The organism is Novosphingobium sp. SG919 (genome assembly GCF_012932495.1).
Lineage (GTDB): Bacteria > Pseudomonadota > Alphaproteobacteria > Sphingomonadales > Sphingomonadaceae > Novosphingobium > Novosphingobium rhizosphaerae.
This window is the reverse complement of record NZ_JABCNG010000001.1, coordinates 497,564-524,183: the sequence shown is the minus strand read 5'-3', so window position 1 is coordinate 524,183 and position 26,620 is coordinate 497,564. Positions and strand designations below refer to the sequence as shown.

26 protein-coding genes are annotated in these 26,620 nt (G+C 68.7%); 8 read left to right on the top strand and 18 right to left on the bottom strand.

The window, feature by feature from the left end; translation table 11 throughout:
• Nucleotides 1-2 precede the first annotated feature (2 nt).
• Nucleotides 3-929: an alpha/beta hydrolase gene (locus FHT19_RS02335; protein WP_246865856.1), complete on the bottom strand. Its 927-nt coding sequence runs from the start codon at nucleotides 927-929 to the stop codon at nucleotides 3-5.
• 81 nt (nucleotides 930-1,010) lie between these two features.
• On the opposite strand from FHT19_RS02335, the gene FHT19_RS02330 reads away from it, so the two are divergent.
• Nucleotides 1,011-2,450 (top strand): protein adenylyltransferase SelO family protein, encoded by a 1,440-nt coding sequence (locus FHT19_RS02330; protein WP_169473762.1) that lies wholly within the window; start codon nucleotides 1,011-1,013, stop codon nucleotides 2,448-2,450.
• Nucleotides 2,451-2,554: 104 nt separating this feature from the next.
• The gene (locus tag FHT19_RS02325; protein ID WP_168555417.1) at nucleotides 2,555-3,967 is read left to right on the top strand and encodes a succinylglutamate-semialdehyde dehydrogenase; all 1,413 of its coding nucleotides are present in this window, start codon (nucleotides 2,555-2,557) and stop codon (nucleotides 3,965-3,967) included.
• A gap of 16 nt (nucleotides 3,968-3,983) precedes the next feature.
• Here the strand turns inward: FHT19_RS02325 and FHT19_RS02320 are convergent, their stop codons facing one another.
• Both FHT19_RS02320 and FHT19_RS02315 read right to left on the bottom strand, forming a co-directional pair.
• On the bottom strand, nucleotides 3,984-4,199 hold the full coding sequence (locus FHT19_RS02320) for a hypothetical protein (RefSeq protein ID WP_169473760.1): 216 nt from the start codon (nucleotides 4,197-4,199) through the stop codon (nucleotides 3,984-3,986).
• A 192-nt stretch (nucleotides 4,200-4,391) separates the two neighbouring features.
• Nucleotides 4,392-4,889, bottom strand: coding sequence for a glycine zipper 2TM domain-containing protein (locus FHT19_RS02315; protein ID WP_246865855.1), 498 nt, complete (start codon nucleotides 4,887-4,889; stop codon nucleotides 4,392-4,394).
• A gap of 168 nt (nucleotides 4,890-5,057) precedes the next feature.
• Between FHT19_RS02315 and rarD the strand changes: the two genes are divergently transcribed.
• Nucleotides 5,058-5,957, top strand: coding sequence for an EamA family transporter RarD (gene rarD / locus FHT19_RS02310; protein ID WP_169473758.1), 900 nt, complete (start codon nucleotides 5,058-5,060; stop codon nucleotides 5,955-5,957).
• Between the two features lie 29 nt (nucleotides 5,958-5,986).
• On the opposite strand, the gene pyrC is transcribed toward rarD, so the two are convergent.
• A complete protein-coding gene (gene pyrC / locus FHT19_RS02305) occupies nucleotides 5,987-7,027 on the bottom strand; it encodes a dihydroorotase (RefSeq protein WP_169473756.1) in 1,041 nt (346 codons plus the stop codon).
• A 38-nt stretch (nucleotides 7,028-7,065) separates the two neighbouring features.
• Here pyrC and FHT19_RS02300 point away from each other — a divergent pair, with 38 nt between their 5' ends.
• Entirely contained in the window at nucleotides 7,066-7,803 is a 738-nt protein-coding gene (locus FHT19_RS02300; protein ID WP_169473755.1) for a folate-binding protein YgfZ, read from the top strand.
• A 145-nt stretch (nucleotides 7,804-7,948) separates the two neighbouring features.
• Here the strand turns inward: FHT19_RS02300 and FHT19_RS02295 are convergent, their stop codons facing one another.
• The 5 genes from FHT19_RS02295 to FHT19_RS02275 form a co-directional block, all read right to left on the bottom strand.
• Nucleotides 7,949-9,592, bottom strand: a complete 1,644-nt coding sequence (locus FHT19_RS02295) for a DUF87 domain-containing protein (RefSeq protein WP_246865970.1) — start codon at nucleotides 9,590-9,592, stop codon at nucleotides 7,949-7,951.
• 210 nt (nucleotides 9,593-9,802) lie between these two features.
• A complete protein-coding gene (locus FHT19_RS02290) occupies nucleotides 9,803-10,567 on the bottom strand; it encodes a TIGR02186 family protein (RefSeq protein ID WP_168554189.1) in 765 nt (254 codons plus the stop codon).
• Nucleotides 10,564-11,478, bottom strand: a complete 915-nt coding sequence (locus FHT19_RS02285) for a sulfite exporter TauE/SafE family protein (protein WP_169473753.1) — start codon at nucleotides 11,476-11,478, stop codon at nucleotides 10,564-10,566. The genes FHT19_RS02290 and FHT19_RS02285 overlap by 4 nt, the downstream gene beginning before the upstream one ends.
• Nucleotides 11,479-11,557: 79 nt before the next feature.
• Complete coding sequence (locus FHT19_RS02280; protein WP_169473751.1) at nucleotides 11,558-11,965, bottom strand: hypothetical protein; 408 nt, start codon at nucleotides 11,963-11,965, stop codon at nucleotides 11,558-11,560.
• Nucleotides 11,962-13,389: a glycosyl transferase family protein gene (locus FHT19_RS02275; protein ID WP_169473749.1), complete on the bottom strand. Its 1,428-nt coding sequence runs from the start codon at nucleotides 13,387-13,389 to the stop codon at nucleotides 11,962-11,964. Before FHT19_RS02275 ends, FHT19_RS02280 begins: the two co-directional genes overlap by 4 nt.
• Nucleotides 13,390-13,493: 104 nt before the next feature.
• On the opposite strand from FHT19_RS02275, the gene nhaA reads away from it, so the two are divergent.
• Together nhaA and FHT19_RS02265 are read left to right on the top strand one after the other, a co-directional pair.
• Nucleotides 13,494-14,684, top strand: coding sequence for a Na+/H+ antiporter NhaA (gene nhaA, locus FHT19_RS02270; RefSeq protein ID WP_169473747.1), 1,191 nt, complete (start codon nucleotides 13,494-13,496; stop codon nucleotides 14,682-14,684).
• Between the two features lie 98 nt (nucleotides 14,685-14,782).
• Nucleotides 14,783-15,238, top strand: a complete 456-nt coding sequence (locus FHT19_RS02265; protein ID WP_168554184.1) for a DNA starvation/stationary phase protection protein — start codon at nucleotides 14,783-14,785, stop codon at nucleotides 15,236-15,238.
• 135 nt (nucleotides 15,239-15,373) lie between these two features.
• Here the strand turns inward: FHT19_RS02265 and FHT19_RS02260 are convergent, their stop codons facing one another.
• Genes FHT19_RS02260 through FHT19_RS02225 form a run of 8 tightly spaced genes read right to left on the bottom strand, consistent with a single transcriptional unit; the run spans nucleotide 15,374 to nucleotide 23,443 of the window.
• On the bottom strand, nucleotides 15,374-15,712 hold the full coding sequence (locus tag FHT19_RS02260; protein WP_169473745.1) for a hypothetical protein: 339 nt from the start codon (nucleotides 15,710-15,712) through the stop codon (nucleotides 15,374-15,376).
• A 45-nt stretch (nucleotides 15,713-15,757) separates the two neighbouring features.
• Nucleotides 15,758-16,246, bottom strand: a complete 489-nt coding sequence (gene gspM / locus FHT19_RS02255) for a type II secretion system protein GspM (RefSeq protein WP_169473743.1) — start codon at nucleotides 16,244-16,246, stop codon at nucleotides 15,758-15,760.
• Nucleotides 16,243-17,322 carry a hypothetical protein gene (locus tag FHT19_RS02250; protein WP_169473741.1) on the bottom strand — a complete coding sequence of 360 codons (1,080 nt, stop codon included), beginning with the start codon at nucleotides 17,320-17,322 and terminating at the stop codon, nucleotides 16,243-16,245. The genes gspM and FHT19_RS02250 overlap by 4 nt, the downstream gene beginning before the upstream one ends.
• A 1-nt stretch (nucleotide 17,323) precedes the next feature.
• On the bottom strand, nucleotides 17,324-17,824 hold the full coding sequence (gene gspG, locus FHT19_RS02245) for a type II secretion system major pseudopilin GspG (protein WP_169473739.1): 501 nt from the start codon (nucleotides 17,822-17,824) through the stop codon (nucleotides 17,324-17,326).
• Between the two features lie 3 nt (nucleotides 17,825-17,827).
• Nucleotides 17,828-19,039, bottom strand: a complete 1,212-nt coding sequence (locus FHT19_RS02240) for a type II secretion system F family protein (protein ID WP_169473736.1) — start codon at nucleotides 19,037-19,039, stop codon at nucleotides 17,828-17,830.
• On the bottom strand, nucleotides 19,036-20,517 hold the full coding sequence (locus FHT19_RS02235; RefSeq protein WP_169473734.1) for an ATPase, T2SS/T4P/T4SS family: 1,482 nt from the start codon (nucleotides 20,515-20,517) through the stop codon (nucleotides 19,036-19,038). The genes FHT19_RS02240 and FHT19_RS02235 overlap by 4 nt, the downstream gene beginning before the upstream one ends.
• Entirely contained in the window at nucleotides 20,514-22,715 is a 2,202-nt protein-coding gene (gene gspD, locus FHT19_RS02230) for a type II secretion system secretin GspD (protein WP_248290235.1), read from the bottom strand. Before gspD ends, FHT19_RS02235 begins: the two co-directional genes overlap by 4 nt.
• On the bottom strand, nucleotides 22,712-23,443 hold the full coding sequence (locus tag FHT19_RS02225) for a type II secretion system protein N (RefSeq protein WP_169473732.1): 732 nt from the start codon (nucleotides 23,441-23,443) through the stop codon (nucleotides 22,712-22,714). Before FHT19_RS02225 ends, gspD begins: the two co-directional genes overlap by 4 nt.
• Before the next feature lie 185 nt (nucleotides 23,444-23,628).
• Between FHT19_RS02225 and FHT19_RS02220 the strand changes: the two genes are divergently transcribed.
• On the top strand, nucleotides 23,629-24,114 hold the full coding sequence (locus FHT19_RS02220) for an NUDIX domain-containing protein (protein ID WP_169473730.1): 486 nt from the start codon (nucleotides 23,629-23,631) through the stop codon (nucleotides 24,112-24,114).
• On the opposite strand, the gene dinB is transcribed toward FHT19_RS02220, so the two are convergent.
• Entirely contained in the window at nucleotides 24,103-25,242 is a 1,140-nt protein-coding gene (gene dinB / locus FHT19_RS02215) for a DNA polymerase IV (RefSeq protein ID WP_169473728.1), read from the bottom strand. The genes FHT19_RS02220 and dinB overlap by 12 nt on opposite strands.
• A gap of 85 nt (nucleotides 25,243-25,327) precedes the next feature.
• Between dinB and FHT19_RS02210 the strand changes: the two genes are divergently transcribed.
• Complete coding sequence (locus FHT19_RS02210; protein WP_169473726.1) at nucleotides 25,328-26,596, top strand: multidrug effflux MFS transporter; 1,269 nt, start codon at nucleotides 25,328-25,330, stop codon at nucleotides 26,594-26,596.
• The last annotated feature ends 24 nt before the right edge of the window (nucleotides 26,597-26,620 follow it).

The following is a 26,620-nucleotide window of genomic DNA, read 5'->3' as shown; positions in this document are numbered from 1 at the left end:
CGTCAATCCAGCCGCGCCAGCAAGCGATCGATCGCCGCGCGGGCCTCGGGCTCGTCCAGCGTTGGGGCATGGCCCACGCGTGGCAGGCTGACCAGATCGCAATCGGGGTGGCGCGTGGCCATGGCTGCCGCGGTTTCGCCCGAAAGGATGTCGGACAAGGCGCCGTGCACCACCACCAGCGGCACGGGTGCCAGCGCCATGAACAGGGGCCACAGGTCCGCTGCCGGCGGCACCGGATCGCCGCCGCTGCGCGCTTTCGCTTCGGCTTCTTCCTTGGCTTCGTTCGCCGCCTCGATCGGGACGGCGATCTTCATGTCGTAATCGAACGCGATGCGCCCGCCCGTGCCCAGGGCCATCAGGCGCTTGGCCAGGCGCAGCCAATCCTCGATGCTGAAATCGGGATAGATGTCGCCCATCGTCTCGCGCAGGCCCCGCGCCGCGTGCATCCACGTCAGGTAGCTGCGCCCCTGGCCGACATAGTCGCTGATCCGCGCCAGGCCGTCCGCCTCGATCACCGGGCCAATGTCGTTGAGCACGGCGCCGGCCACCAGGCCGGGCTGGCCGGCCGCCAGCATCATCGTGAGAATACCGCCCAGCGAGGTGCCGACCGCGATAAAGCGCGTGATCCCTTCGGCAGAAAGCAACCCGGCCAGGTCCTGCGCATAGACGGGCGGCTGGTAGGTCATCGGATCGCGGGCGTAATCGCTTTCCCCGCGCCCGCGCAGGTCGGGGCACAGCACGCGGCGGCCGCCTGCGGCCAGATGCGCGGCCAGATCCTCGAAATCGCGGCCATTGCGTGTCAGGCCCGGCAGGCAGATCACCGGCAGCCGCGCATTGTCCCCCGCATAGGCGCGATAGGCCAGGCGCAACCCGTCGGTGCTGGTCCAGCTGCGAATCTCGAATGCGGCGTGGGCGTCAACAATGGCCAAGCGCGTTTTCCCGTGTGCTGTAACGATGTGCGGCAACATGGCGCCTTGTGTGCGGCGCCCAAGCACCCCACTAATGAAAGAATGGAGCCTGTCCCGCAAGCCGTGTCCGTGTCCCCGCAGCCGGGCCATGCCATTCCCTATCGCCCCGATCCGCAACTGGCGGCGCTGGCGCCCTGGCTGGGCGACCCGGTTGAGGCGGCCGAGTTCCCGCAAACCGTGCTGCGCTGGCGCAACGATCGTGCCGCGGCGCAAGTCGGGCTGGCGGACCTGAGCGATGCGGAATGGATCGCCCATTTCGGCCGTTTCGCGCCCCTGCCTGGCAATCTGGCCGGCCCGCTGGCGCTGCGCTATCACGGGCACCAGTTCGGCGTATACAACCCGGAACTGGGCGACGGGCGGGGCTTTACCTTTGCGCAATTGCGCGATGGCGCCGGCCGCTTGCTGGACCTGGGCACCAAGGGTTCGGGCCAAACGCCGTGGAGCCGGCGCGGCGATGGGCGCCTCACGCTCAAGGGCGCGGTGCGCGAGATTCTCGCCACCGAGATGCTCGAAGCGCTGGGCGTCAACACCAGCCGCACCTTTTCGGTGGTCGAGACCGGCGAAAGCCTGTGGCGGGGTGACGAGCCCTCGCCCACCCGCGCGGCCGTGCTCGTGCGGCTGAGCCACGGGCATATCCGCATCGGCACGTTCCAGCGCCTGCTCGCGCTCGACAAGCCCGAAGAGATGCACCAGCTCATCGCCTATTGCCTGGAGCAGTTTCCCGGCGCGCCGGACGCCGCGCCGGCGGGCGCGAGCCCGGCAGCCACGCTGCTGCACCAGGTGGTGGCGCGCATGGCCGACATGGCGGCGAGCTACATGGTCGCCGGCTTCGTCCACGGCGTGCTCAACACCGACAACATGAACGTGACGGGCGAAAGCTTCGACTATGGCCCATGGCGCTGGCTGCCGCGCTGGGACGCGCGTTTCGTCGCGGCCTATTTCGACGAGGCGGGCCGCTATGCCTTTGGCCGCCAGCCCGAAGTGATCGGGTGGAACTGCGGCCAACTGGCGGTGGCGCTGCGCCTGGTGGAAGAGGCGCCGCCCTTGATCGCCGCGCTGGAAACCTTCGGCCCGCTCTATCAGGCGGCGATGGCACGCCGCTGGTGCTGGCGCCTGGGCGTGGCGCCGCGCGGGCCGGAGCACGACAGTGCGCTGGTTGAAGCGTGCGAAGCGGCGATGCGCGCGCAGGAAATCGGGCCGGACGCCTTTTTCCATGCCCACCGCGGCGGCCGCGGCGCCGAAGCGCTGCCCGCGCTGGCAGGCTATGCCCCCGCCGGGGAGGATCATCCGCACTGGCACGGGCAGCCGCCGCAAAGCCTGCTGATCGAGGAAGTGGAGAGCATCTGGGCACCGATTGCCGAGCACGATGACTGGAGCGTCCTGCATGCCAAGATCGCGGCGATCCGCCAGTTGGGTAAGGCACTTGGCACCCCGCCCGTGCCCGCCGGCCACGCTGCCGGTGCCGGAGCCGGAGCCCATTAAGCAATCCGACAGGCTCCAGAGCCGATCGCTGACCCATTCGTAACGCTTTTGGTTTACCCAGCCCCGTGACATCCCGCCTTACCCAAAGGATCGACGCCAGCCCCGTGGCCGCCGGAGAGATCATTTCCACTGAACCGGCCACCGGCGACGAGCTTTGGCGCGGGGCGATCGGCGATGTCGATGCTGCGGTGGCGCGTGCCCGGCGCGCCTGGCCGGCGTGGGCGGCCCAGCCGCTGTCCACCCGCATCGAACTGCTGCGCCGCTTTGCCAACGAAGTGCGCAAGGATGCCGAAAGCCTGGCGAGCCTGATCGCGCGCGAAACCGGCAAACCGCTGTGGGAAGCGCGCGGCGAAGTCGATACCGTGCTGGCCAAGGTGGAAATCGCGGTGCGCAGCTATGCCGAGCGTACGGCCCAGCGCCGGCTGGACAGCGCCTTGCAGGGCACGGCCGCGCTGCGCCACAAGCCGCATGGCGTGATGGCGGTGATCGGGCCGTTCAACCTGCCTGCCCAGGCGCCCGCCGGGCATATCATTGCCGCGCTGATCGCGGGCAACGCCGTGGTGTTCAAGCCATCGGAAAAGGCGCCGGCCACCGGCCTGGCACTGGTGCAATGCCTGCATCGCGCCGGCGTGCCCGCCGCCCTGGCGCAAGTGCTGGTGGGCGCGGGGGAAGAAGGCAAGGCACTGGCCACCCACGAAGGCGTGGACGGCGTGCTGTTTACCGGATCGACCCACACCGGCGTCGCGCTGGGACGGCGGCTGGCCGCCCAGCCCGGCAAGATCCTGGCGCTGGACCTGGGGGGCAACAATCCTATCGTGGTGTGGGACACGCCCAAGATTGCCGATGCCGCTGCCTTGGTTGTGCAGTCGGCGTTCACCACCGCCGGCCAGCGCGCCACGGCGGCGCGGCGGCTGATCGTCAAGGCCGATCTCTATGATGCCGTGGTGGGCGAGGTAAAAGCCCTTGCCGATCGCCTGATCGTGGGCGCACCGCTGGATGAACCCGCGCCGTTCATGGGGCCGGTGATCGACAATGCCGCGGCCGATGGCCTCACCGAAAGTTTCCTGTACCTGCTGTCCAACGGCGGGCGACCGATCCGCCACCTGACGCGGCCACGCGGCGACTTGCCCTTCCTGGCCCCGGCGATCATCGACGTGACGGCCATGGCCCAGCGCCCCGACGTCGAACTGTTCGGCCCGATCCTGCAAGTGATCAAGGTGGACGATTTCGACCAGGCCCTGGCCGAGGCGAACGCCACGCGGTTTGGCCTCTGCGCCGCGCTGATCGGCGGTTCACCCCAGGATTACAACCGTTTCTGGGCACAAGTGCGCGCCGGCGTGGTCAACTGGAACCGGCCCACCAACGGGGTTTCGCCTGCCGCGCCGCTGGGCGGCGTGGGCCTTTCGGGCAACCACCGCCCCGGCGCATTCTATGCCGCAGACTATTGCGCCTATCCGGTCGCGTCGGCCGAAATGGAACAGCCGCGCGCCTCGATCGGGATCGGCCTATCGGGATAGGCCTGTCGGGATAAGCCTACTTGCCGTCGGGCGGGGGCGTGGCCGGATCGACCGGGCCGCCCGGCACCACGGCGGCGTTGCGCATGTTCTGCTGGGAAAGATCGGGATCGGTCAGCAATGGCCCTTCCAGCGCGGCGCTCATGGCCGGGTCGTGATCGGTCTGCGCCTTGCGCGTATCATCCCCGGCGCAACCGGCCAACACCAAGGCGGCCAGCGGTGCAACGATGCGCAAGACGGGGTTACAAACCATCGCCACCTCATGCGCAGAGCTTGGTTAGCGCCATGTTAACATGCCTGGCGCATGAACCATATCCGCACAAACGAAAGGGGGCCTGCACGCCACCACGCGTACAGGCCCCCGGTCCCGCCCGTTCCCCGACTTGGTCCCTCGACCTGGTCCCCCAGCCGAGCGGGATCTAGCGCTTTAGCGGCAGCGGGCGTTGCTCTGGTCGATCGAGCGACCCAGCAGCGCGCCACCGGCGGCGCCCAGGATGGCACCCAGGGTGCGATCGCCGCGGCCAGCCACGCCCTGGCCGATCAGCGCGCCGGCCACGCCACCCACCAGCAGGCCGGTGGTGCCGTCGTTGCGGCGGCAGTAATAGCGGCCGTCATTGCCGCGCCAGCTCTGCCCGCGATAGGCAACGTCGCCATAATAGCCGCGATCATAACCGCGATAATCGCCCCGATAGTCGCTGGGCCCGCGGCCATAGCCGCCACCCCGCCAATCGTCGCGGCCGCGCCAGTCACCACGGCCGCCGTGGTTCCAGCCACCATCGCCACGGCCATCCCAACCATCGTGGGCAACCGGGGCGGCCAATGCGGCCTGCGGCGTCATGGCCACCGTTGCCGAAGCCGGGGCGATCCCGGCAGCCAGAGTGGCCGTTGCGGCCAGGCCCAGCAGGGTCTTGCGAATTGCGATCATCTTTGGTCTCCTGATCCGTCGTGTTGGTTCATGTTTACCCCACTCAACCTGAACGACATGCAACGCCTTCGTCAGAATTGACCGGAAACGAAAAAAGTTTGGTCCCGCCCTTGCAGCTTCGCACATTGCCTCTTGGCTCCGGGCCGGGCGCCTGTCACAGGCGCGGCCATGACCGACCAGACCAACCAGGCACGGCATAGGGGCGCGGGCGGCCTGGGCGCTGCGGTGCTGGCCTATGTGCTGTGGGGCTTCTTCCCGATCTACTTCCATCCGTTGCTGGGCGTACCGGCGGTGGAACTGGTCAGCTGGCGGGTGGTGTTCACCCTGCCGGTCTGCCTCGTCGTGGTCTTGCTCAGCGGCCAGGGCGCGGCCCTTCGAGCGGCGCTCACCACCCCGGCAGTGCTCGGCCGCCTGGTGCTGAGCGCGGCGGCGATCGGGTGCAACTGGCTGATGTATCTGGTGGCGATCGAGACGCACCAGGTCCTGGCAGCCAGCCTCGGCTATTACATCAACCCGCTGCTCAATGTGCTGATCGGCGTGCTTTTCCTCAAGGAACGCCTCAACCGCCTGCAATGGGCGGCGGTGGCGCTGGCGGCAGGCGGGATCGCGGTGCTGCTGGCCGGCGCGCTGTCGATGCTCGGCGTGGCACTGGCCATGGCCGGCAGCTTTGCCCTCTACGGCCTGGTGCGCAAATTCGTGGCCGTGCCGTCGGTCATCGGGTTGACGGTGGAAACCGCCGTGCTGTTCGTTCCGGCGCTGTTCGCCGTGTTCCATGCCGCCACGCTGCCGGCTGGATCAGCCTTGACGCAAGGCGGCCTGGTGCCCTGGCTGCTGGTCGGATCGGGCGTGATCACCGCCGTGCCGCTGCTGCTGTTCGCGGTGGCCGCGCGCAAGCTCGATCTGTCGACGCTGGGCTTTGCCCAGTTCATTGCGCCCACGATCCTCTTCGTGCTGGGCGCGCTGCTTTATGGCGAACCGCTCGATCCTGCGCGCGTCACGTGCTTCCTGCTGATCTGGTGCGCGATCGCACTGTTCAGCTATGACCTGCTCCGCCGCCGCAAGGCGTGATCCTCCCCGGAACGGGGAGGGGGAGGATCTTAGATCAGCCGCCAGGCGAGGGTTTCGCCGGCGTGGAACGGCACCAGCGTGGTGCCGCCAGCCGCGATCTCGCCCGGAACCACAACGCCGCTCTTCTCCAGGGTCACCGTGCCTGCGTTGAGCGGCAGGCCATAGAAACGCGGGCCGTTCTCGCTGGCAAAGGCCTCGAACTTGTCGAGCGCGCCTTCCTCGTCGAACACGGCGATATAGCTTTCCAGGGCATAGGGCGCGTTGAACAGCCCGGCGCAGCCGCAGGCGCTTTCCTTCAGGTGGCGCGCATGGGGCGCGGTGTCGGTGCCCAGGAACACGCGGGCGTGGCCCGAGGTGGCCAGCTTGCGCAGCGCCAGGCGGTGCTTCTCGCGCTTGGCCACCGGCAGGCAATAGGCGTGCGGGCGCATGCCGCCCACCAGCATGGCATTGCGGTTGATGTGCAGGTGCTGCGGCGTGATCGTGGCGCCCACATTGGCCCCCGCGCTTTCCACGAACTGCGCCGCTTCTTCCGTGGTGATATGCTCGAACACGATCTTGAGCGCGGGGAAATCGGCCACCAGCTTTTGCAGGGTGCGTTCGATGAACACCGCCTCGCGGTCGAAGATATCGACATGCGAATCCGTCACTTCACCATGGATCAACAGCGGCATGCCGATTTTCTGCATGCGCTCCAGCAGGGGATAGATCGTCGCCACGCTGGTCACCCCATGGGCCGAGCCGGTGGTGGCATGGGCGGGATAGAGCTTGGCCGCCGTGAACACGCCCGCGCCATGGCCGCGCTCCACTTCGTCCGGGTCGGTATGATCGGTCAGGTACAGCGTCATCAGCGGCGTGAAGTCGCTGCCCGCCGGCAGGGCCGCCAGGATGCGGTCGCGATAGGCCGAAACGCCCGCCACGTCGGTCATCGGCGGCGACAAGTTGGGCATCACGATGGCGCGGGCAAACTGGCGCGCGGTATAGGGCGCCACGCCTTCGAGCATCGCGCCATCGCGCAAATGAACATGCCAATCGTCCGGGCGGCGGATGGTGAGAGTCGTTTGCGTCGTCATGGCTTCCCCTTAAGCGCATCGCTTCCTATCTGTCACCCATGAGCAATCCCCGTCTTTTCGATCGTGCGCTCGTGCGCCTCTCCCCCACCGCGCCAGGGGAGGACGTGGCCGCCTTCCTTCAAGGCCTGGTGACCAACGATGTGCAGGGGCCGCTGCCGGTCTGGGCCGGGTTGCTCACGCCCCAGGGCAAGGCGCTGTTCGACTTCATCGTCTGGCCTGATGGCACCGACGCGCTGCTGATCGATTGCGAGGCTGCCGTTGCCGAGGCACTGGTCAAGCGCTTGTCGCTCTATCGCCTGCGCCGCAAGATCGCCATCGCCATCGCCCCCGAACTCGGCGTCTATTGGGAAGGGCACATGGGCGATGGCGGCGCGGCCGACCCGCGCCTGGGCGCCCTGGGCCAGCGCTGGATCGGCCATGTCGGCGACGATGACGTGGCCGTGGACGCCCAATGGCGCGAACATCGCCTCAAGCTGGGCGTGGCCGAAGGCCAGGCCGAGCTGGGCAGCGACCAGACGCTGTGGCTGGAAGCCAATGCCGCCGAACTCAACGGCGTGAGCTTTACCAAGGGCTGCTATGTCGGCCAGGAAAACACCGCGCGGATGAACTGGCGGCAGAAGGTCAACCGCCGCCTGGCGGTCGTCCCCCTCGCCCAGTCAGACCCGGCGCGCCAGCGCGCCGCCTATCCCGACCTGGGCATGGCCGTGGACCACTTGCGCGTGGACGCCATCACCCACGCGCCGCACTGGCTGGCGGATGCGCTGAAAGCCGACTAAGCGTTGCGCCAGCCGCCCTTCGACAAGCTCAGGACAGGGGCTTCGACAGGCTCAGGGCGAACGGGATGCCGTAACAATTCCCTGAAAACCCGTTCGGGCTGAGCCTGTCGCAGCCCCCTGGCAGGCAAGCGCCAAGCCCGCGAAATCAGAACCGGCTCTGCGCACGCCAACGGTGCACGGTGCGCACCACGCTGTCCTCTTCGCCGCCGCTCTTGCCCCAAAGGTCGCTGAACGAGGGATCGGCCGAAGCCGGGCGCCGCGCTTCGTCCAGATCGTCGAACGCCACGCGGATCGGAATGGCCACGCCCTCGCCGCAGATGATGCATTCGCGGTTGCGCAGCGCAGGAATGGCATCGAGGAAGCCGCGTGCGCCTTCGGGCATCGCCGCGCGCACGAACTGCTGGTCGCGGTCGTTGTTGAGGCGCATCGAGATGATCGTGCCGCATTGCGACAGCACGCCTTCGGCCAGGTCTGACGGGCGCTGCGTGATCAGGCCCAGCGAGACACCGTACTTGCGCCCTTCCTTGGCAATGCGCGAGAGGATGCGCCCCACCGACGATCCATCGGAATTGCGCTCGTTGGGCACATAACGGTGCGCTTCCTCGCACACCAAGAGGATCGGCCGCGTGGTTTCCTGGCGCGACCAGATCGCATAGTCGAACACCAGGCGGCTGAGCACCGCCACCACGGTAGAGGTGATTTCCGAAGGCACGCCCGACACGTCGATGATCGAGATCGGCTTGCCATGGGCGGGCAGGCGGAACAGCTTGCCCACGAATTCGGTCATCGTGTCGCTCACCAGCATGCCCGAGAACATGAACTGGTAGCGCGGATCGTTGCGGATTTCCTCGATCTTGCTTTTCACCCGCATGTAGGGGATCGAGCTGTGCCCCTTGTCGAGCTTGCCCATCTCGTTCTGCAGGATGTTGCACAAGTCCGAGAGCAGATAGGGGATCGGCGAATCCTGGGTGATGCGCCCCACCTGTTCGGCCAGGCGGTTCTTCTGCCGTGCCATCAGCAGGCACTTGGCCAGGATATCGGCATCGATCTGCCGCTCCGCGCCCGTCGCGGTCAGGAACACTTCGCAGTGCTCTTCGAAGTTCATCAGCCAATAGGGCATCTGCAGGTTCGACACGTCGAGCAGTTGGCCGGTCTGGCGAAAAGCAGAGAGATATTCGCCATGCGGGTCGATCATCACGATATGGCCTTCGGGCGCCATGTCGCAGATGCGGTGCAGGATCAGCGCGGCAGCCGTCGATTTGCCCGTGCCGGTGGAGCCGAGCAGCGCGAAATGCTTGCCCAGCAGCGGATCGATATAGAGCCCGGCGCGAATGTCCGCCGTGGGGAAGACCGTGCCCACGGTCACGTGCGGGCGCCCGTCGCTGGCATAGATCTGGCGCAGGTCGGCGCTGGTGGCGGGATAGACCAGGGCGCCGGGCACCGGAAAGCGGGTGACGCCGCGACGAAAGCCGAAGATGCGCCCGGTGCGCGGATCTTCCTCGCCCTCGCCCAGGAAATCGAGGTGGGCCAGCGCGCCGCCGTCCACTTTGCCATCGCGGCGCTGGTTGCGCACCGATCCCAGCACCCAGCCACGCCCCACGCGCACCTTGATCTGGCTGCCGACCTGGCCCGAAAGCGCCACGGTGGGATCGGGATCGTCCATGCAGTCTTCCAGGCGATGCAGGTCGAGCGCGATCCCGCTGCCCGAGCCGGCCACGTCCACTACCACGCCGATCGGAATCAACGCGCATTCCGAAGGCGGCAGGTCCTCCGGCTCTGCCGCGGCCATGTCGTGCCGGGCCTGGGGCGCGCCGATCGCCGCTTCGGCCATCGGGCCCAGCGGGGCCAGGTCTGCGGGCCGGGCAGGATCTGCTGGAATGAAAACCTGCCTGCTCATGTCACTCATGCCTGTTGTTGCCCCAACCCGTTGTTGCGCGGCAGGCTAGGGGGCACAGGGTTAATTTTGGGCTAAAGACCCGCCGCCAGGCCGGGAACGGCATTACACCAGGGCAAACAGGCGTCCGGCGATCCAGCCCATCGCCACCGACACCACCACGGCAAACAGGCCATAGAGCAGCCCGTTGCCTTCGGCCTGGTCGGCCACGAAGCGTTCGAAGCCCTGCTTGGATACGTCCACCCGCGTCACGGCCGAGGTGATCACCCGGCCCTGGCGGATGGCAAAGGTTTCGGCCGTATAGGTCCCGGTGCGCACTTGCGAGGGCAGCGTGATGCGCGCCTGGTACAGCACCTGGCCGCTGATCGTCACGCCATGGCCGTCCTCGCGATAAAGGCCCTGGCGCTGCATCAGATCGACAAGGCCATCGGCAAAGTGCCGCTGGCGCGCCGGATCGATCGCGCCGATCGGCGAAAGCTGCAGGCGATCGAGCCCGAGTTCATAGATCGCGGCGGTCTTGTCATCGACGATCTCGCGCACCGGGCGCGACGAAGCGATGGCAAAGAAACTGGGCGCAGAACGCAGCTCGCTGCTTGCCGCGTTGATCCAGATGCCGGCCACCTTGCGCTTTTCACGCAGCACGATCGATTGCACCGGGCCTTTGAGCACCACGACGATATCGTAATCCTGCGCCGCCCGCGTGCCACCCGGATCAAGGATTGCGCCGAACAGCAACAGATCCGCCCCGGTAAACCCCTGCCGCACTTCCACTTTGTGTTGCGAGATTTCCGGCACCAGGATCGGCGCCCGCGCGCCGCCCAGCAGCAGGGCAGCCGGGGCGATCAGCGCCAGCGCCAGGTTCCGCTTCACAGCGGCACCACCGTAAAGATTTCGTCGGGCCGATAGCCCAGCCCCAGCGCCATGCGCAGCGCCACGCCCAGCACGATCACCGCCAGGATCAGGCGCAATTGCTCGGGCTTGGCCTTCTGCGCGAATTGCGCGCCAACCTGCGCGCCCGAAACCGAGCCCACCAGCAAGAGCCCGGCCAGCACGATGTCCACCGCATGGGTGGTCAGCGCGTGCATCATCGTGGTGGCCATGGTCACGAACAGGATCTGGAACAGCGATGTGCCCACCACCACATTGGTGCTCATGCCCAGGATATAGAGCATCGCCGGCACCAGGATGAACCCGCCGCCAATGCCCATCAGCATGGTCAGGATGCCGGTGGCCATGCCCAGCAAGAGCGGCGCCAGGGGCGAGATATACAGGCCCGAGCGATAGAACCGCCAGCGCAGCGGCAGGCTGGCCACCAGCGGATGGTGCCGCCGGCGCCGCGCCGGCTGGGCGAGGCCGCGTCGCTGCGCGCGCAGGGCCGAAAGGCTTTCATGCGCCATCAATCCGCCGATGCCGCCCAGCAGCAGCACATAGAGGATATTGATCACCGTATCGATCTGGCCCAGCGACTGGAGCAGCCGGAACAGCAACGCGCCGATCCCGGTGCCCAGCACGCCGCCGGCCACCAGCACGGCGCCCATGTGATAATCGATGCCGCCGCGCCGCGCATGGGCAAACGCGCCAGAAACGCTGGCGCCGGTCACCTGGCTGGCGGCAGAGGCGGCAGCCACTGTCGGCGGCACGCCATAGAAGATCAGCAGCGGCGTGGTCAGGAATCCGCCGCCCACGCCGAACATGCCCGATAACAGCCCGGTCAACGCGCCAAGCCCCACGATCACGAGGCCGTTGACCGCCAGGTTGGCGATGGGAAGATACACATCCATCGCCCATCGTCCTAGCGCAGGTGGCGAGGCAAAGGAACCGCCGCCGATGCGTACCGCCACGAAAATTGGCGCCGCGCGTTCAATTGCGCAGCCGCGTCATCCGGTCTTCGTCCAGCAAGGCCAGCAGCCCGGCATGCCAGGTGCGCGCCGCCGGATGCCGATTCTGGAAATCGGCCATGCGCGCCGAAACCGTTAGCAGATTTTCCTGGTGCGCCGCCGCCGGGCGCGCGCCGGTGTTGCGCCGCGCCCGGCCATGGGCGGGATAGCGCCCTTGCGCCCCATCCCCGCCGGCAGGGCGAACCGCCAGCATCGATGCGCGGCCGGTATGCCAGGGCGGGGCGATGTCTGCGCCTGCCGGCACGGCAAGGCACAACATGACCAGGCGCAGCGCCACCCAGCCACCCAGCAGCAGCCCCAGCATGCGCAGCGGGCGGCCCCGCCGACGGCAGGCGGTGCCAGTGCCGGTGCCAGGACCCCAGCCGATCATGCGATCGCGGCCTGCGCTGGCACCGCGCAATGGGCGGTGTGGTCCCAGGTGACGGTGCCGGTGTTCAGCGTGGCAAGATAGGCCGTCACCGCGCGCCGCGCCGCCACGATGGCAATCGCATGGCGCAAGGGGATGCGAACGATGGCGCGCAGCCCTTCGGCCAAGCCATATTCGCGTGCGGTGAACAGCGCGCAAAGCGCCATGCGCCAGGCGATCGCCACCCCATCAAAGACGAGCAGAGCCGTGACCGCCGGATCGCGCCGGTGCACGGGCACCAGGCCATGGCTGCGCGCCAGCGACAGGATCGGGGTGAGGACAAGCAAGGCATAGACTACTGCCAGCACCATCGCCACCATCGGCCCCCGCCGATCGCGCAACCGCATCCACAAGTCCGGCAGGCTGGCCCGCCAACCCATGCGGTCCCAACCCTGCAGGGCAATGCCGTGCATCCACCGCGTCTTCTGGCGCAGCGCGGCGTCCAGCCGCGCGGGAAAGAACTTGCGCGTGGCGATCAACTGGCCCGCCTCGTCGCGCACGAGCAAGAACCGCGAGGTGCAGCCGATTTCGGCCAGGGCCAGTCCGAATTCATAGTTTTCGGTCAGGCTGTCCGCGGCAAAGGGGCCGCCGCGCCCGCCCGCGTCGGCACCCAGCGCCGCCATCGCGGCAATCGCCGGGCGCGCGATGGCGCATCCCACCCCCGCGGCCGGCAACCCACCGCCCAGCCAGCCGCGCACGACCATGGTCTTGGCCTGGTATTCGGCAAATTCGTCGCAATAGTGCCCGGCGATCCAGCGCGATCCCGGTTGCGGTTCGGGCCGCACCGGCAGGGCCACGAAATCGGCGTGGTCGAGCGCCGCATCGAGCAGGCCCAGCGCGCCGGGATGCACCATGTCGGCCGCATCGTGCACGATCACGCTGCGCACCCGCGCACCGCTGCGTGCCTCGTCGGCCAGCAGCGCAGCGTAAAGCCGGTTGAGGCAATCCGCCTTGGTCGTTGGGCCGTCACGATCGTGCACCACGATGCGCAGGCGCGGATCGTGCGCACTGCGCATTACCGCCGCCAGCGTTTCCGGATCGTTGCGATAGCACCCCACATAGAGGCGCAGGTCCGCATGCGGCCAGGCCGCAAGGCAATGCTCCACCATGGTGGCCACCACCGGCGCTTCGGCCCAGGCCGGCACGAACACCGCCGCCACCCCGCGCAGCGCGCCCCCACGCGCCCCGCGGGCATGCCAATCGGCCCGTGCGGCCCAGCCTTGCGGCAGGTGCGCGGTGCGTGTGCGGCCCGTGGCCCTAAGCCAGGCCCACAGCGCGTCTATTCCCCACTCCTCGCAGGCTCCGATGGCCAGCCACACTGCCGCGAAAAGCAGAAGTTCGCGCTGCAACATGTCCAGCCACAGCCAGACTGTGGACAGCGATATCATACCCAATTTGCCCTCACCCCGTTTGACGGCAAACAACCCCACTGGCAAATTACGGGTCAGCGGGGCCCGTGGCAACGCTACCAACCATCAGGAATGATTCGGATATGGCGGAAAAGCGCGGTTCTCCCTCTCGGCCGCGGTCGCCCTGGCGCCGGCTTATGCGCCACGAAGCCACACCCGGCATCCTCTTGCTGGCCTGCGCTGCACTCGCGATCGCCCTTGCCAATTCGCCACTGCACCATGCTTTTCATGCCGCATTGCACACGCCGCTGCCTGCCGCACCCCTGGCCAAGCTCGATACCGTGCACGCGTGGATCAACGACGGCCTCATGGCGGTGTTCTTCTTCGTCGTGGGGCTTGAGATCAAACGCGAAACGGTTTCGGGCGCGCTGTCCGACGCGCGGCGGCGGCGCTTGCCGGTGCTGGCGGCGATGGCCGGCATGGCGGTTCCGGCAATCGTGTTCCTGGCGGTAAGCCAGGGGCAATCCATGCTGCATCGCGGTTGGGCCATTCCAGCGGCCACCGACATTGCCTTTGCCATGGGCGTGCTGGCCCTGATCGGACGCCGCGTGCCTTCGTCGATCCGCCTGTTTCTGCTGACCGTGGCCGTGGTCGATGACCTGGGTGCGGTGCTCGTGATCGCGTTTTTTTACACCTCTGGTGTCGCCTGGGCCTGGCTGGCGGGTGCCGCGGCGGTGTTCGGCGTGCTGCTGGCGCTCAATCGCGCGGGGGCGAGTCGCGTTGCTCCCTATGCCGCACTGGGCGTCCTGCTGTGGGTCTGCGTGCTGCAATCGGGCGTCCATGCGACCGTCGCGGGCGTGCTGGCCGCGCTGACCGTGCCGATGAAACTCGATCGCCATGGCGACAGCCCACTGCTGCGGCTGGAACACGGCCTGGTGCCGTTCAACGGCTTTGTCGTGGTGCCGCTGTTCGGCCTGGCCAACGCCGGTGTCGCGCTGGGCCAGGCCGGGTTGGCCGGCGTGCTCGCGCCGTTGCCGCTGGCGATTGCCGCCGGGCTGTTCCTGGGCAAGCAGGCTGGCGTGCTGGGCGCCGTGCTGGGCGCAGAGCGGCTGGGCCTGGCACCCCGGCCAGCGGGCGCGGGGGTGCTGCACATCTGGGGCATGGCGCTGCTGTGTGGCATCGGTTTTACCATGAGCCTGTTCATCGCCGCGCTGGCGTTCCCGGCCGATCCCGACCTGGTGGAGCAGGCCAAGCTTGGCATTCTGGGCGGATCGCTGCTGTCGGCATTGGCCGGCGCGCTCGTGCTGAGAATGGCGCCGGCGCGCCTGCCTTGATCGGGAAAATCGATATGTCCAAGCCACCAATTGCATGAAACTTTCGCACGATTGTGGCGTATGAGAGCGCAAAGCCAAGCAAAGGAAAGGGGTTTACCATGCCGGGCGACAACGCAAACAAGGCGCTGATCGACAGCCTGAACGGGCTGCTCGCCGATTATTTCGCGCTTTATCTCAAGACCAAGAACTATCACTGGCACGTGGCCGGCCCGCAGTTCCGCGATCTGCACCTGCTGTTCGATGAGCAGGCTGCCGAGATCTTCGCCCTGACCGACATCGTGGGTGAACGCGTGCGCAAGAACGGCGGCAATACGCTGACCTCGATCGGCGCCATCGCGGCCAAGACCAGCGTCAAGGACGATGACCGCGCCAAGGTTGACGCGCTGGACATGGTCAAGGCCCTGCGCGACGACAACGCTGCCCTGGTCGAAACCATCCGCGCGGTTAAGGCCGCCGCCACCGAAGCCGGCGACAACGCCACCGAAGGCGCAGCCGACGACTGGACCGACCAGGCCCAGCAGCGCGTGTGGTTCCTCAGCCAGATCCTGGCCTGATCCGTCCGCTGCTGTATGCCAAAGGCCCGCCGCGCATCGTTTGCGCGGCGGGCCTTTTTGGTGCGGGAGGGCTGTTAACGCCCCAATATCTGCCGTCCAGAGCCGCACCGGCGAACGTCGAAAGCGGGCAATCGCTCAGTAAATTTTTTGTAGAAGAGCTGCTCGGAACGAGGTTGCCGCGTCGCGGCTTGGTGACCAAACCAGTAGGTAACTAAGGATCGTCTCGTAATACACCGAGACCTTCGCTCCATCCCATGCCGCATCCGCTTCCACATAATCTTCGTACCGATCATACGGGGGAAGCTCTAGGCCGGCCTCCGGGTGAACGGCAGCGAAGCGTTCTAAGATTTTCCGGTGCGGAGCCTCGTCATCAAGCAGGTCACTCCATGCTTTGAAACCCCAGCCGTCCCCACCGCTGTTTACGTTCCGCGGCAATGCAGAGACCTCTTCGACTTCCGAATAAAGCATCATCATTGATGGCTACTGCCGTTCCTGTCCGCTTTCCACCACAACCCGCCATCACTCCCCGTTCGGGCTGAGCCTGTCGAAGCCCCCCGCCGGCACCACGCGCGCCTCGCATGAAATGCCCCCTTCCGGCAGCGGCACCAGCGCCACGCGGCGTACCACCAGGCCCTGATCGCGAAGGGATTCCAACCAGGCCAGCACGGCGGCACTTGGCCCCTGCCCGGCAAGCGCAAAGCCATTCACCTGCACCACGGGCGGCTGCAGCCGCACGCCAGCGCGCGCGGCAGCGGCCATCAGGCGCTCTGCATCGGGGTGGGACGTGAGGCGCGCGCGCGGCTGCGTTTCGGCCAATTGGCGCAGCAGGCGCGCGCTGCGTGCCAGGGCCAAGGCATGATCGTCGCGCGCGGCAAGCCAGGCGTGGCGGAGCGGCAGCAGCACGCCCTGCCCCAGCCCGACGAGCAGCGCGAGAGCAAGCGCGAGGGACACCATGCCCCGCTCTCGCCCGGTCAGCGCGCCAAACCAAGCCTGCACGCGCGCGATCACGGCGCGCGCATCGTGACCGTGGCCACGATCCCTGCGCCATCCCGCACCGGCACCGGCGGCTGTGCCACGCGCCAGCCATCGCGTTGCAGCGCCAGCAACACGGCATCGATCGCCGGCGCATCGCCCGCGGCCAAGGTAAAACGCAAGGCGCCGTCTTCCTGATGGGCCAGCGCCGCCAGCCGTACCGCCGGCGCAGCACGCAGCGCTTGCCACAAGGCAGCGGTGGGTGGCGCCCAACCATCGGCCCCGGCCTGTTGCTGCATCCGATCGATGCGCACGGCGCGTTCCGCCCCGGCCAGGTCCGCCACGTCGGCATGGCGCGTGCGCACCTGCGCGACCGCCGTCGCCACGATCCGCGCGCTGTCGGTGCGCCAGCGCGCAATCTGCGCCACGGGCACGGCCAGGGCCAGAACACCCACGAGAGCAGCCAGCCGCGCCAGCCGCCGCATGGGCCAAGGCGCGCGGTGGGCGGCATGGTCCGCCAAGTCGATCCAAGGTTGCGCGTGGCCCTGCGCCAGGCGCTCGGCCAGAACCGACGCGTCACAGCGCACCACCCGGTCGTCGGCGGGAAGCAAGGCCTGCCACAGCGGCGGCTCGGCCACGAAGGCCGCCGTCGCAGTGCGGGCCAGATCCACACCGCCCAGCGTTGCGCAGTGCACCGTGCCCGGCGCCGGCGGCGGCAGCACCAGCGCCGCCGGCACCAGAGCATCGGCCACTTGGCCGGTCGCGACCGAGACCGCCTGCTGCCACGCTGCACGGCGAACAGGATCGACCAGCGCGATCAAGGCCTGCCCTTCGGACAGCGCAGCCACCGCCTCGCTGCCGGCAGCCAAGGCGCCGTCCTGCGCCGCCAGGCGCGCCAGGGCCAGGGTTTGTGCGGGCGTGGCCGTGGCCTCCAACGGCTGGACCAGCACTGGCACCGCGCCCGACGGCACCAGCGCGGTCACGCAGCCGGGCATGGCGGGCAAGGCTTCGCCTGGGGAAAGCGGCTGCGCCACGCCATCGGCCACGCGCCAGGCGGCGCATGGCGGCCCGCCGTTTTCGGGCAAGAGCAGGATCAGCCCGGCATCCGGCATGTCAACTGCCCTTGCCGCCATCCGTGCCCGCCGCGGGCGCCGCAGCCTGGCCAGCCGATGTCACATCGGCCGCCGCGCCGCTGCCACCCGCCTGGCCATCGGCGCCGAGCGACAAAATCGCAAAGGGCGCCCCATCGGCACCGGGCACGCGATAGATATAGGATCGTCCCCAAGGGTCCTTTGGCAAGTCCTTGATATAGCCGCCCTTGCGCCAGGTTTCCGGCACCGGCAGATCCGGCGGCGGCTGGCGCAGCGCGGCCAGCCCCTGCGCCTGGGTGGGATAGACGCCTTCGTCCAGCCGGAACATCTCCAGCGCCTGCTCCAGCGTGGCGATGTCGCTCTGCGCCTTTACCACCATGGCGCGATCCTGGCTGGGCAGCACGTTGATCAGCACCACCGTGGTCAGCAGGCCCAAGATGAAGATCACCACCATCAGTTCCACCAGGCTGAACCCGTTGGGCACAGCAAAAGAGGCGCGGCGGGAAGCGGAAGAGACAACCATCGATCAGGTTCCGGTAAGCGTTTGCAATTGCAGGATTGGCAGCAGGATCGCGAGGATGATCAGCGCCACGATGCCGCCCATCACCACGATGATCGCCGGCTCCAGCAGGGCGAGCGCGGTGGCAGCGGCCGCTTCGAACGAGCGATCGAGCGCGTTGGCCGCGCTTTCGAGCAAGGCGCCCAACTGGCCCGATGCCTCTCCACTGGCGGCCATCGCCACCAACAGCGGGGGAAACAGCCCGGCGCGGCCCAACTCGGCCTGCGCCAAGCCGGCGGCCAGGCTGCCGCCCTCGCGCACGCCTTGCGCCACTTGGCCCAGAGCACGCGCGTGCAGGGTATTTTGCGCGGTCTGCGCGGCCAGGCGCAGGCCGTCGAGCAATGGAAGGCGCGCTGCGATCATGGTGGCCAGGGTTCGTGCCAGGGCCGCCGCCTGGGCATCGCGCCACAGCGGCCCCAGCAGTGGCAGGCGCAAAAGCGCGCCATCCACCGCCGCGCGAAACGGCGGCCATGCCAGGCCGCGAACAAAACCCACCGCCGCCAGCGCCAATGTGGCCAGCACGGCCCAGCCCCACGCGGCGAGAAAGCCCGAAAGGCCGATCACCATGCGCGTCAGCCACGGCAATTGCCGGCTGGCGGCGTCAAACTGTTCCACCACGCGCGGCACCACTGCCACCATCAGCCCGGTCACCACGGCAATCGCCACCACCGCCAGCGCCGCGGGATAGGCCAGCGCCCCGGCCAGGCGCGCGCGCACCTGCGCCTGCCGTTCGATCAGGTCGGCCAGGCGCGCGGCGATCTGGGGCAGGCGCCCGGCGCTTTCCCCCGCCCCCACCATCGCGCGATAGACCGGAGGAAAGGCGTGCGGTGCGCGGGCAAGCGCCTCTGCCAGCGAAAGCCCTTCGCACACCCCGGCGTGCACAGCGCGGATCACCGCGCCTTCGCGGGTGCTGCCGGCCTGTCTCAGCATGATGCGCAGCGCTTCTTCCACCGGACTCACCGCCACCAGCGCGGCCAGTTGCCTGGTCAACAGTGCGCGGCTGCGCAGGCCGAGCCGCCCGGGTGCCCGTGCCACTGCCGGTGCGGGCTGGATCCGCATGACCTGCCAGTGCCGCGCCACCAAGCGTGCCTGCGCGCTGGCCGCATCGGGCGCGGCGATGCGGCCCTGCCGCTCGCGCCCCTGGCGATCGACCGCGCGATAGAGAAAGGCCGGCGTCATCCGCCCTGGTCCTGGCGCAGGATGCGGGCCGCCTCCGCCGCGCTCACCGTGCCTGCCACCACCAGCGCACGAGCGGCATCGGCAAGGCGCGGCGCCGCTGCAAAGGCATGGGCCGCCAGCGCATCTTCATCGGCATCGTCATGGATCAGGCGGCGCAGGCCATCGTCGGCCCACAGTGCCTCGAACACGCCGATGCGGCCGGCATGCCCGGTCTGGCCGCAAGCATCGCAACCAGGCGCGACCATGGCCATGGCGCCGGATTCCAGCGCCAGCGCCGCAGCCAGACGCGGTGGTACCGGCTCGCCCGTCCGGCATTGCGGGCACAGCCGCCGCACCAGCCGCTGCGCCAGCACCGCGCGCAGCGTGGCGGCCAGCAGGAACGGCTCCACCCCCATGTCGCGCAGCCGGGTCACCGCGCCGGCGGCGTCGTTGGTGTGGACCGTCGCCAGCACGAGGTGCCCGGTCAGTGCCGCCTGCACCGCGATCTGCGCGGTTTCCGCGTCGCGGATCTCGCCCACCATCACCACGTCGGGGTCCTGCCGCAGGATCGCGCGCAGCCCGGCGGCAAAGGTCAGTCCCAGGCGCGGGTTCACCTGCGTTTGCCCCACGCCGTCCACGGCATATTCCACCGGATCTTCCACGGTCAGGATATTGCGCGTGCCATCGCCCAGCAGGCCCAGCGCGGCATAAAGCGTGGTGGTCTTGCCCGATCCGGTCGGGCCGGTGACCAGCACGATACCGTTGGGCTGGGCCAGCGCACGGCGCAGCACCGCGTCTGCGGCGGGATCAAGGCCCAGCGCGACCAGATCGATTCCGGCGCGCGCCTTGTCCAGCAGGCGCAGCACCACGCGCTCCCCGGCGCGCGAAGGCAGGGTGGACACGCGCACGTCCACCAGCCGCCCGGCCAGATCGAGCGCCATGCGCCCATCCTGCGGCAGGCGCCGCTCGGCAATGTCGAGCCGAGCCATCACCTTGATCCGGCTGGCCAGCATCGGCGCGACATGGGCGGGCAGGCGCAGCATCTCGGCCAGCTGCCCGTCGCGGCGCAGGCGCACGACCAAGGCCTGCTCATAGGGCTCAAGGTGAATGTCCGATGCGCCCTGGCGCAGCCCTTCGGCCAGCAAGCCGTTGATCAGGCGAATCACCGGCGCGTCGTCGGTGCTGCCCAGCAGGTCTTCGGCGCTGGGCAGGTCCAGCGCGGGCTGCGGATCCCCGCGCGCCAGGGCATCGGCAGCCGCGGCCGCACCATCGGCATAGGCCTGGGCCAGCAGCGCCTCGAACGCGGGCGGAGCCACGCGCCGCCAACGCGCGATCGGCCCCGCCACCCGGCGCAGTTCCAGGAGGGCCAGGGCATTGGCATCCTCGCGCAGCACCACGGCCAGGCCGCCCGGCCCCTGCCCTTCCACCAGGAAGCCGCGATCGCGCGCCACGGCATAGTCCGGGCGCCAGGCCGGCGCGGCATCGCCGCCGAACATCATGGCCGTGTCTCCCCCACGGCGCCGGCGCGCGGCGGCGGCGTGATCACCATGTCACCGGGCGCTGGCGTGCGGGGGCGTGCCGCGCCCAGGTAATCCACCACCAGTTCATCGATCGAAGGTTCGCGGCCCGGTGCGAATGCCGACTGCGCGCCGCGCACCGCCTCCATCCGGCGCGCGGTCAACACCGCGCGATCGGCCCCGCCGCGCAGGATCGTGGGGCGGATGAAGACCATGAGGTTGGTCTTCACGTGGCTTTTGCTGCGCGATTTGAACAGTTCGCCCAGCAGCGGCACGTCGCCCAGCAGCGGCACCTTTTCCAGCGTGCGCCGCTCGGCATCGTCCAGCAGCCCGCCCAGCGCGATGATCTCGCCATCGCCCACGGTCACGGTGGTGCGGATCTCGCGCTTGTTGACCACCAGTTCGCCGTTGCTGGCCGAAACCGGCCCAGCCACCGAACTTACCTGCTGGCGCAGATCGAGCCGGACGGCGTTGCCGGCGTTGATCTGCGGCGTCACGTCCAGTTCGATCCCCACGTTCTGGCGGGCGATGGTGCGAAAGGCGCCCGACAGCGAATTGGACAGCGCTTCTCCGGTCGCCACCGGGATTTCCTTGCCGAACAGGATCGACGCCGGGACATTGTTGTTGGTGACAATATGCGGGGTGGACAGCACGTTGGAATTGCTGTCCGCCCGCACGGCATCGATCAGCGTGCCGAAGAAGCCCGAACCGCCCAGGGTCGTGGCCCACCCGGCAATCCCCCCACGCGCGCCCAACGCCGCCTGCGCGGCGTTCTGGCGCAAGAGATCGGCTGTCGCGCTGGTGGTGGAGGTGGTGACCGTCGCGCCGTTGATCACCGTGGTCGTCTGGTCCAGCCGATCGGCATAGAGCCCGCCAGCCAGATCGAGGATATTGGCCGCGCCGTTGGAAAAGCTGGTGACGGCAAAGGGCGCGTCCTTGCCCCCGATCAGCATCTGTACGCCCAGCTTTTGCGCCACGTCGTCCGACACCTCGACGATGATGGCTTCCACCAGCACCTGCTGCTGCGGCAGATCGAGCGCGTGGACGAGATCAGAGAGACGGCGCTGTTCATCCGCCGGGGCGGCAATGATCACGGCATTGGCGCCGGGATAGCGCGTGATCGTGGCGGTGCCGCGCCCGCCGTCCAGCCGGATCGGCCCGCTGCCCAGGCTGCCCATGGTGCCACCTGATGGATTGGCCGGGGCGCCGTTGCCCTGCCCGGCAGAAAGCGGCGGGCCAGCGGCGGGATTGGCGCCCGATGCACCAGTTGCGCCGCCCATGCCACCCAGCGAAACCGGCGCGGCCGACCCGGCGCTGGCTTCCCCGCCGCTGCCACCGACCAGGCGCTCCAGCACCGGCACCAGCAACGCGGCATCGGCATGGTCGAGCCACAGCACGCGGATCGCCCCACCTTCCCCGGCGCGCGCGTCCAGCCGCCGCGCCACCTCGGCCAGGCGGGCCAGCGTGGGCGGATCGCCGCGCAACACCACGGCATTGGCGCTGTCCACCGCCACCACGCTGGCCGGGGTGCGCCCGCCTTCACCCGCCGCGACCAGTTGAGCCAGCGCGGTGGCCACTTCGCGCGCACCGGCATGGGCAAGGTCGATCGTCAAGACCGTGGCCCGGTCCTGGTCGATCTGGCGCACCAGCGCGCGGACGCGGGCGACGTTGTCGGCGTAATCGACCACCACCAGCGAATTGCCGGCCTTGTTGGCCGTGAGCGAGCCATCCTTGCTGACCAGCGGGCGCAGCGTGTCGAGCGCCTGGGCGGCGTCGGCGGCGCGCAGGCGGATCACTTCGGTGACCATCTGGTTGCGTGCCCCACCGCGCGGGATGCCGGTCGGCTGGCTGGCCGCGCCCTCCGTCGGCTGGATGCGGAACGCGCCGTTGCCGGTGGGCACCGCGACCAGGCCATTGGCGCGCAAGGTGGCCAGGAATACCTCGAAATATTCGCTGGCGCTCAAGGTTCGCTCGCTCGCCACGCTCACCTTGCCGGCCACGCGGGCATCGACAATGAACGTACGCCCGGTCACTTCGGCGGCATCGGCAATGAACGCGCGCATATCGGCCTCGCGCACGTTGAGGCGATATTGCGCCTGCGCGGCCTGTGGCGCGGCCAAGCCAAGCATCGGCAGCGCCAGGCAGGCCAGCCACGCGCGCCACCCGATCGCACGCCTCACTGCCCGCCCCCTTGCGACCCCAGCGATAGCGCCAGGTCGCGCCCGCCGCGCCGCACGGTGACGGCCAGGGCGCGGCCATTGGCGATCGCGGTATCCAGCCGGGCGGCATCCTCCTGCCCACGTACCGGCGCGCCGCCGATCGCGACGATGCGATCATCGGGCAGCAGGCCCCAGCTTTGCCCGGCCCCGCCGGTGAGCGAAAGCGCGGGTTTTCCGTCAGCCGTGACCAGGGCAAACCGGCCGCCCAAGTCTTGCGGCGCAAGCTCTTGCGGCGCGGATGGTGCCGCCGCTGGCGCGGTGCCGTCCTGCGGGGCGAGCGATAGCGTCACCCGCCCGCCCACGCGCAACAGCACCACGTGATCGAACGCCACTTGCGCCAGGCGCACGCCGGGCAAGGCCTCTTCCCCCTGTGCCACGACATGCTGCACGCCATCCGCACCGGCCAGGATCGCGCTGCCGCCTTGCCCGTCGGGCGTGGAGCGCGTGCCGAGCAAGCGCAGCGGCCCGGCATCGCCAGAGCCGCCGCCACTTTCACGCGCAAATGGATCGAATTGGGCAAACAGGCCGGCCCGCACCGGGGCATCGAGCACCACCAGCCCGCCCACATCGTCGGCCACCGCAGAATCGAGCGGCGCCAGGACGACCCAGCACAACATCGCCAGCAGCGCCCCGGCACTGCCCAGCAGCGCCACTTCGGCCAGGCGCGCGGCGATGGGCGAGGTCGGCATGGAGCGCGGCCGCCTGGCGCGCGACGCAACCAGCCCTTGTATACGCCCTCCCGATCCGTGCATCCCTTGCGCCCGCTTGCCCATGATTGCCTTGCCCCTCGCCTGGCGCAGGGTAATCCAGTCTGCCGCGCCCAGAGTGCGGGAAAGCCTCGATTTCGGTTCCGCTAGCGCCTAGGATCGGGCCGATGATCGCGCTTCCCAAACCGCTTCACCGTGCCGCCCTGCGCGTGGCGCATCGGTTGCGCGTGGCCTGGTGGCGCTGGCGGCAAGTGCCGGTGCTGGGCTGCATGGTGGTGGCGCGCAACGCGGCGGGGCATGTCCTGCTGGTGCGGCACAGCTATCACCACAGCACGCTGTGGATGCTGCCGGGCGGCGGATTGGCGCGCGGGGAAAGCCCGGTGGCCACGGCCGCGCGCGAACTGGCGGAGGAAACCGGCTGCACCCTGGTGCAAGCCGTGCATTTTGCCGATCACTTGCGCGATCGCGGCGGCTGGCTCAACCAGATCGCCTTGGTGTCCGGCTTGGCCCACGGCACCCCGCGCGCAGACGGGCGCGAGTTGGAAGAGGCGGCGTTCTTTGCCCTCGATGCCCTGCCGCCCACCACCAGCCCGGCCACGCGCGAGATGATCGCGCTTTGGCAGCATAAGACGGCGCAAGCCTCAGAACGGTAACTCGGCCTGCCCCGGCGCAACGGCGGGCGCCTCGCCAGGCTCATCCAGCGCCGAGAGGATCACGCCCATCAGCCGCACCGGCTGCGGCAGCGGCAGCACCTGGTCGAGCAGGCCACGCGCCACCTCGGCCAGGGTGTCGCGGCTCGACACCGGGGTGGAAATGGAACGCGCCCGGCTCATTGCCGAAAAATCCTTGAATTTCAGCTTTAGCGTGACGGTGCGCCCGGTCACGTCGGCCCGCGCCACGCGCTCCCACGCCAGGTCGATGATGGTTTCCAGCGTTTCGCGCAAAACGGTGCCCGATGACAGATCGCGGTCGAACGTGCGCTCTGCCCCCACCGACTTGCGCGGGCGATCGGCCGTTACCGCGCGCAGATCGATGCCGCGCGCGGCGCGATAGAGATAATCGGCCTGGGCCCCGAAATGCTGGCGCAGACTGGCCAGGTCGAGGCGGCGCAAGTCAGCGCCGGTGGCAATGCCCAACGCCGCCATCTTTTCCGCCCCGCGCGGCCCCACCCCGTGGAACCGCGCCACCGGCAGCGCCGAAACGAACGCAGCGCCTTCGCCCGGGCGGATCACGCACAGGCCGTCGGGCTTGTTCTGGTCGCTCGCCAGCTTTGCCAGGAACTTGTTGTAGGACACCCCCGCACTGGCGGTCAGCCCGGTTTCGGCGCGGATGCGCTGGCGAATCAATTCGGCGATGCGCGTGGCCGAACCGATCCCGCGCGCATCGCGCGTCACATCAAGATAGGCCTCGTCGAGCGAGAGGGGCTCCACATCGGGCGTATAATCCAGGAAGATCGCGCGGATCTGTTGAGACACCGCGCGATAGACGTCGAAGCGCGGGCGGCGAAAGATCAGGTCCGGGCATAGTTGCACCGCGCGCGCCGACGGCATGGCCGAACGCACGCCAAAGGCGCGTGCCTCATAGCTGGCCGCCGCCACCACGCCGCGCGCGGCATTGCCGCCCACCGCCACCGGCTTGCCGCGCAATTCGGGGGCATCGCGCTGTTCGACGCTGGCATAGAATGCGTCCATGTCGACATGGATGATCTTGCGCAGGCCCGGCGCCGTATCGGCGCCATCGGCAGCGGCAGGATCGAAAATCGGAGGTTCGGGCACGGGCATGACGCGACGCGATCATGCCACAAAGGCCTGGCAAAGGCTGCAACAAAACCTTGGATTGGCGTCCCCCGCCTGCCATAGGATCGTTATGCAACCCAACTATCCAGCCGGCCGGCGCCAGATCCAGGCGCTGGGCGGGCGCGAATTCATTGCCATGATGGCCTTGCTCATGGCGCTTCAGGCGCTGGCCATCGATGCCATGTTGCCCGGCCTTGGCCAGATTGCCGCCGATCTGGGCGTGAGCGATCCCAATCGCCGCCAACTGGTGGTGGGCGTGTTCCTGGTTTCGGCGGGATTGGGCGCGCTGATCCCCGGTGCCCTGGCCGATCGCCACGGGCGGCGGCCGGTGTTGCTGGTGACCATCGTGCTCTATGTGGTGCTGGCGCTGGGCTGCGCGATGGCGCCCGATTTCAATAGCTTGTTGATTCTCCGCGCGCTCCACGCGGTGGCCAGCGCCGGGGTGGCGGTGCTGCCGGCAGCGATCGTGCGCGATCGCTTTGCCGGGGACCAGATGGCGCGCACGCTGTCCACCGTGTCCACGGTGTTCATGGTGGTGCCGATGCTGGCGCCCAGCGTCGGGCAATTCGTGCTGCTGTTTGCCGGATGGCGCTGGATTTTCGGCGTGCTGGCGGTGCTGGGCGCGATCATGGGGGTGTGGGTGTTCCAGCGACTGCCCGAAACGCTCGATCCCGCCAACCGCCAAGCGATCATGCCGCTGACCATCGCGCGCAACATGGCCAATTCGGCGATGGAGCGCTCATCGGCGGGCTATGTGCTGGGCGCCTCGCTCGTGTTCGGGGCGATGTTCGGCTATATCAACTGCTCGCAACAGCTGGTGGCCGAACACTTTGGCGCCGGGCGCTATTTCCCGCTGATCTTCGGGGCCACGGCGCTGTCGCTGTCGTTCTCCAACTTCTTCAACGCGCGCATCGTCGAACGCTTTGGCGCGCGGCGCGTGTCGCAAACCGCGCTGCTGGCATGCATCGGCCTCAGCCTGCTGCAAGTCCACTTCGCGTTCAGCCCGCATCAGACGCTGCTGCGCTTCATGCCGGTGATGGCGGCCAACATCTGCGCCATGGGATTCATCGGCGCCAATTTCAGCTCGATCGCGCTGCAGCCCTTTGCCCGCACGGCGGGCGCTGCCAGTTCGATGCAGATGTTCATGCGCACCCTGATCGGCTCGCTGATCGGCATCGCCATCGGCCAGGTTTACGACGGCACGGCGCGTCCGCTCTCGATCGCCTTCGTCACCTGCGGCCTGCTGTCGCTGGGCCTCGTGCTGTTCTCGGAACGCGGCCGCCTGTTTCGCCGCCTGATCCCGCCGGGCGGAGAGCGGGTGCTGGTGGACGTGCACTGACGCAGGCGTAAAGCCTCGCACCCA

Coding starts and splice junctions, on each gene's coding strand:
- FHT19_RS02260 (WP_169473745.1), bottom strand. CDS start 15,712: ATGATGATGCTTTATTCGGAAGTCGAAGAGGTCTCTGCATTGCCGCGG.
- FHT19_RS02330 (WP_169473762.1), top strand. CDS start 1,011: ATGGAGCCTGTCCCGCAAGCCGTGTCCGTGTCCCCGCAGCCGGGCCAT.
- FHT19_RS02210 (WP_169473726.1), top strand. CDS start 25,328: ATGCAACCCAACTATCCAGCCGGCCGGCGCCAGATCCAGGCGCTGGGC.
- pyrC (WP_169473756.1), bottom strand. CDS start 7,027: ATGACGACGCAAACGACTCTCACCATCCGCCGCCCGGACGATTGGCAT.
- FHT19_RS02285 (WP_169473753.1), bottom strand. CDS start 11,478: ATGGATGTGTATCTTCCCATCGCCAACCTGGCGGTCAACGGCCTCGTG.
- gspG (WP_169473739.1), bottom strand. CDS start 17,824: ATGGTTGTCTCTTCCGCTTCCCGCCGCGCCTCTTTTGCTGTGCCCAAC.
- FHT19_RS02265 (WP_168554184.1), top strand. CDS start 14,783: ATGCCGGGCGACAACGCAAACAAGGCGCTGATCGACAGCCTGAACGGG.
- FHT19_RS02240 (WP_169473736.1), bottom strand. CDS start 19,039: ATGACGCCGGCCTTTCTCTATCGCGCGGTCGATCGCCAGGGGCGCGAG.
- FHT19_RS02295 (WP_246865970.1), bottom strand. CDS start 9,592: ATGGCCGCGGCAGAGCCGGAGGACCTGCCGCCTTCGGAATGCGCGTTG.
- FHT19_RS02300 (WP_169473755.1), top strand. CDS start 7,066: ATGAGCAATCCCCGTCTTTTCGATCGTGCGCTCGTGCGCCTCTCCCCC.
- FHT19_RS02275 (WP_169473749.1), bottom strand. CDS start 13,389: ATGATATCGCTGTCCACAGTCTGGCTGTGGCTGGACATGTTGCAGCGC.
- FHT19_RS02280 (WP_169473751.1), bottom strand. CDS start 11,965: ATGATCGGCTGGGGTCCTGGCACCGGCACTGGCACCGCCTGCCGTCGG.
- dinB (WP_169473728.1), bottom strand. CDS start 25,242: ATGCCCGTGCCCGAACCTCCGATTTTCGATCCTGCCGCTGCCGATGGC.
- FHT19_RS02315 (WP_246865855.1), bottom strand. CDS start 4,889: ATGATCGCAATTCGCAAGACCCTGCTGGGCCTGGCCGCAACGGCCACT.
- FHT19_RS02250 (WP_169473741.1), bottom strand. CDS start 17,322: ATGCCGGATGCCGGGCTGATCCTGCTCTTGCCCGAAAACGGCGGGCCG.
- rarD (WP_169473758.1), top strand. CDS start 5,058: ATGACCGACCAGACCAACCAGGCACGGCATAGGGGCGCGGGCGGCCTG.
- FHT19_RS02220 (WP_169473730.1), top strand. CDS start 23,629: ATGATCGCGCTTCCCAAACCGCTTCACCGTGCCGCCCTGCGCGTGGCG.
- FHT19_RS02235 (WP_169473734.1), bottom strand. CDS start 20,517: ATGATGTTCGGCGGCGATGCCGCGCCGGCCTGGCGCCCGGACTATGCC.
- FHT19_RS02225 (WP_169473732.1), bottom strand. CDS start 23,443: ATGCCGACCTCGCCCATCGCCGCGCGCCTGGCCGAAGTGGCGCTGCTG.
- nhaA (WP_169473747.1), top strand. CDS start 13,494: ATGGCGGAAAAGCGCGGTTCTCCCTCTCGGCCGCGGTCGCCCTGGCGC.